Genomic DNA, 5,037 nt, shown 5'->3' on the forward strand with positions numbered 1-5,037 from the left:
CAGCGGGCTACAACTTCCGGCGTCTCATCCGCTGGCTCGAGCTCTTGTTGCGCCAGTTCCTCGCCCAGCTCACGGTCCGACTTCAATTCGTCCCGAGTTGAAATCCGGCGTTCTTCACGGCCGACGGATTCGCTTGATGCCGGACGGCTCGCCCTCCCGCCGCAGCAGGACGAACAGCCGGCGACAACCGAATCGCCCGCGCTCGCCAGCAAGCTCACGCAAGCGAGCCCGCAGCTCGGCGTCAGCCGGCTTGCGCGAGCGGTAGCGGATCATGCTCCGATCCACCCCGACGATCAAACAGGCCCGCCGGTCCGACTGACCGAGCCTGGCCTGCAGATGCGCCGCTGCGGCGCGCTTGGCGGGCGGGCCCTACCATTTTTGGAGAGTAGCTCCCGCAGCGCTGCCGCATCGAGCAACTGCTCGGCCAGGAGCTTCTTCAGCCTGGCGTTCTCGTCCTCGAGCGCCTTGAGCCGCCTGCCTTCGGAGACTTCCATGCCGCCGAACTTGGCCCTCCAGTTGTAGAACGTCGCCTCAGAGATCCCATGCTTGCGAGCCAGATCGGGGGTCTTAGCGCCGACCTCATGCTCCTTCAGCACCGCAATGATCTGCTCTTCCGTAAACCGCTTCCGCTTCATCTGTCCGTCCTTCGTCAGGGCGGACTCTAAATCCTTCTGGAGGAAATTCTTAGCGGCAGGTCAGCCTGCTAAGGATGATGCCAAAAGGATGACGAGGTTCCCTGGCTTTAATTGATAACAATCTGGTCTTGGAAAAGTCTCTCGTAGTCGGTGCATGAACACTAGATCCGCCGCTCAAGACGTTTATCCAGTTGGCGCAATTTAAGGTCGCCAGACGGGATCTTGAGAAATTCGCTATCCTGAAACAGTCGCACAAAACTCGAAAGCAGCTTTGGTCAACACTGCCACTACTACCTCCAGGACATTCACATCTCGCTTGAGGACGGCCGAATAGTTTTCTTCCCTTTTGGTCATAACACTCGCCAGCAAAAAGGCCCTTCTCCGATTGTCCTTCATTCGCTCTGTGCCCGCTTTAGAGACGGTCTCCCTCAAAGACAGTCCTACAACTTCCCGATGATCATCGATGCGATGCCGGAGGACTAACCAGCGCGATGCGAATCAGCTGCAGCCAACGTAGATAACGCTAAAACTGCGAGGATGCGGCCAGCCATGCCTTAGTCTGGCCTGCCGCCGAGATCCGACCGAGCTCGATGGCCTGCCGCTCAAACAGCCCGCGATAGATGCCGCCCGGCCGCGCAATAAGCGCGCCGTGGGTGCCCTGCTCGACGATCTCGCCACGGTCGAATACCAGGATGCGATCGAGGCTGCGCACCGTCGACAGCCGATGTGCGATCACGATCGAGGTGCGTCCCTTCATTAGCCGCTCCATAGCCTCTTGGATTAGCGCCTCCGATTCCGTATCGAGGCTGGAGGTCGCCTCGTCCAAGATCAGGACCGGTGCGTCGGCGAGGAACGCGCGCGCCAGCGCGACACGCTGCCGCTCGCCGCCTGATAGCTTTACGCCGCGCTCGCCCACCAACGTCCCGTAGCCTTTCGGCAGGTGCACGATGAAGTCGTGCGCGTTGGCAAGCCGCGCCGCCTGCTCGATCGCCGCCATGCTGGCGCCGGGCCGGCCATAGGCGATGTTCTCCGCCAGCGAGCGGTGAAACAGGATCGGCTCCTGTTGCACAATCGCGATTTGGCTGCGCAACGATTGCTGCGTCGCTTTCGCGATATCCTGGCCGTCGATCAGGATACGGCCGCCGGAGACGTCGTAGAGCCGCTGCACCAGCTTGATGAACGTGGTCTTCCCGGAGCCGGAACGGCCGACCAGACCGACGCGCTCGCCGGCGCGAATGTCGATCGACAATCCGTCGTAGAGCGGCGCGTGATGCCCGATATAAAGGAAAGTCACATCTTCGAACGTGATCCTTCCGCGCAGAATGTCCATCGGCTTGGCATCGGGCGCATCAACAATGCCGAACGGTTCGCTATGGATGGTGACAAGATCCTCCATGTCGTTCACCGAGCGCTGCAGATTATTGATGTGCATGCCGACCTCCCGCAAATAGGCGTGGATGACATAGTAGCTCGTCAGCACGTAAGTGACGTCGCCCGTCGAGGCGCGTCCCGCTATCCAGAGCAGGATGGCGCCGCCGATCACGGAAGCGCGGAAGCACAGCAGCATCACAAGCTGCACTGTGCTGGTGGCGCTGTAACGCAGCCAGCTGCGCAGTAGCCGCTTCCGCCAGCGGCTGACGACACGGTCAAGCCGAGCATCCTCGCGCTCCTCCGCCGCGAAGGATTTCACCACAGCATTGCAGGTGAGCGAGTCTGCCAACGTGCCGCCGAGCCTGGTGTCCCAGGTGTTGGAGACGCGCGCCGCCGACGCGATATAGCCGATCGTGAATGCCATTGTCATCGCGACATAGATCACCGCGCCGAGGCCGATCACCCCGCCGAGGATCGGCCAACGCAGACCGAGCAGGATCATCGAGCCCACGAGCACGGCCAGAGACGGCAACAACGCCATCAGGATCGTGTTGTTGAGCAGGTCGAGGGCCCACATGCCGCGCGTGATCTTGCGCACGGTGGAGCCGGCGAAAGAGTTGGCGTGCCAGTCAGTCGAGAACCGCTGCACCCGCATGAAGGCCTCTCGCGCTACATCCGACATCGTCTTCAGCGTGAACGGCACGATCGCCTGCAAGCCTGTAAACCGGAATATGATCGAGAGCAGGCCAAGCGCGAGAATGCCGCCGAAGGCGACGAACGCCGCCTGCCGTGCTGCCTGGTCGGACGGACCTGATATCAGCGCGTCGACCAAATGGCCGGAATAGACCGGCATGAACAAGTCGGCCACCGTTGCCCCTAAGAAGCCGACGAGGACGATCGCAAGGCGGACGGGCTGCTTTAGCCAGTGACGGAACACGAACGGGATCACCACGCCGATTGCGGTGGGTGGTTTGTCATTTTGAACCATCATGGCGCCGGCGGTTTCTGCCACGCGCGGCGTAAGACCCTTTCGATCCAGACGCGATGTGCCAAATCCTTGGCGCCGCTGTCCGAGGCGACGCAATAATGCCCGGAGTTTGGGGGCTGCGATTGAAATCTTCTGCCCATTTCACTCCCTCTTTGCGCTAGCGTAGCTGAGTTCAAGTTTTGAGGGTTCCTCAAGCTGAGAACATCGATCTGAGACATCGGCCAGCCCTGCGCAATCCGTTCGATAGTTACGGTGAGCCAGGCATGCGGATCGGCGTGGTTCATCGTCGCCCGCCTGCAGAAGCATGGTGATGGCCGCGTAAGTCCGGCCGCCGCCATGGCTGTGCGCAAGGATGCATTTTGGTGACGAAGGAATCGTTCGGCATTTTCATGTAGACGTTAAGACCGTCAGAGTGTTTGCGTCATGCGATGACGGCGCGGCTTCACCTACAAGATCACGTCCGCCTCGATCCGGCCGGAGGTCATCGCAATTTGAACTCCAACCTGCCGCAAACGATCCAGCGCTGTGCTCGATGATGTTTAGTTGCCACTGGCCCACCGGAGAAATGCACGAATTGGCCTGTGAGCAGTTCCGACTATTGCCCTTGTTCATGTCTTCTCTTCCGGCCCCTGCGCTTTGACTCTTTCGGAAACCCGTCTTGCGGAGCCGCACAAAGAGCCCCGTAGCAAGCCTTCTCACCCTTGTAGTTGGCGAGCGCTTGGACCAACAGCGACATAACGTGCTGTTTCAGTTCGTCGGGGATAGGCTCAGGACCGTCCAGCGACTTCAGCGCCACCTCGACCAACTCGATCGCTCGATTCTTGTTGCCGCTCTCAAAATAATACTGAGCGATCGCCCCATAGGACAGGAACTTGGAGCGGTCGCCGCCTTGCGGAGGATTCAGTGCCAGGATGTGTTCGGACAACTCCTTACCCATCGCAAAGCGCTCGGCAGGCGGGAAGTGGGAGTTGTCATTCGCCGGATCGAAGAGTTGGCGCGCCGCCCCGGCCATCCACAGCTCGGATTTTTTGTCGATCGCGTCGCGAACCAATTGGCGCATGACTGGCAAGCCGGTCTGCAAGTCGCGCATTTTGTGAAGCAACAGATCCGCATGGAGCACGCGGAAGTTGACGTCGTCCGGCATCACAGCGACGGCCTCTTCGACCGCCGAAAGCGCCTTCGTCCAATCCTCCGCCTTCATCGCCGGCGTAAGTTTGGCGAAGATCGGCTCAGTCAACGCTCGCTTGCGCGTCATTTCCTGCACTGTGCGTTCGCCTTCGGCGATCCGCTCCGCATCGGCGGCTCTAGCTTCATCGCTGGTGCGCCAGCCGCCGTTAAGAATTTTTGGCAGAACGTCATGGAGTTGCGTTGGAAAACCGATAAAGGCAATGTGACCGTCACGGTCGACTACGAACGAGGTGGGAACCCCGACAGAAAAGCTGGGATCCATCCAAAGCTTGTTCATGTTCCCTGTGTAGTCGAATCCGATCCGGTAGTTGAGATTTGAGAAGTTTTCGGTCAACCATGCATCCAAGTTGGTTCGGGCCTCGTCCGCGGTTCGGGCTCGTTCGTAAGCCGCGACTCCGAGGACCTCAACTCCGCCGTCTTTGTATTTATCTTGCAGCTGCACCAGATGGGGCATCGCCGCCACACAGGGTCCGCACCAAGTTGCCCAAAATTCGACGATGTACACTTTTCCCGGCTGGAAGCTCGTGAGGGGCTGGCCACGCAGCCAGTTCTCCACCTTGATCGGAGGAGCTGGGGACTCCATGCGCAGCACCATGTTGTTCTCCAAAACGATTGCCAGAAGTTGCGCGACTTTTTCGCTAGCTTGTCTTCCTCAGACACGGGGGCACACGGGTTCAAGGGAAGGAGCATCGCTCGTTTGCGCTCTGGATGCACTCGGGCCCTGACTTGTCGGCCGTGAAGAACGCCGGATTTCAACTCGGGACGAATTGAAGTCGGACCGTGAGCTGGGCGAGGAACTGGCGCAACAAGAGCTCGAGCCAGCGGATGAGACGCCGGAAGTTGTAGCCCGCTGCG

At 60.0% G+C, this 5,037-nt stretch carries 2 protein-coding genes and 1 pseudogene; all 3 read right to left on the minus strand.

The window, feature by feature from the left end:
• Positions 1-120: 120 nt before the first annotated feature.
• Positions 121-635: pseudogene (locus AC0QUY_RS42105) on the minus strand (transposase); the annotation flags it as partial.
• A 523-nt stretch (positions 636-1,158) separates the two neighbouring features.
• On the minus strand, positions 1,159-2,997 hold the full coding sequence (locus tag AC0QUY_RS42110; protein ID WP_161855567.1) for an ABC transporter ATP-binding protein: 1,839 nt from the start codon (positions 2,995-2,997) through the stop codon (positions 1,159-1,161).
• 592 nt (positions 2,998-3,589) lie between these two features.
• Positions 3,590-4,777, minus strand: a complete 1,188-nt coding sequence (locus AC0QUY_RS42115; RefSeq protein ID WP_475391684.1) for a TlpA disulfide reductase family protein — start codon at positions 4,775-4,777, stop codon at positions 3,590-3,592.
• Positions 4,778-5,037 lie beyond the last annotated feature (260 nt).

The organism is Bradyrhizobium sp. WYCCWR15520 (genome assembly GCF_056174665.1).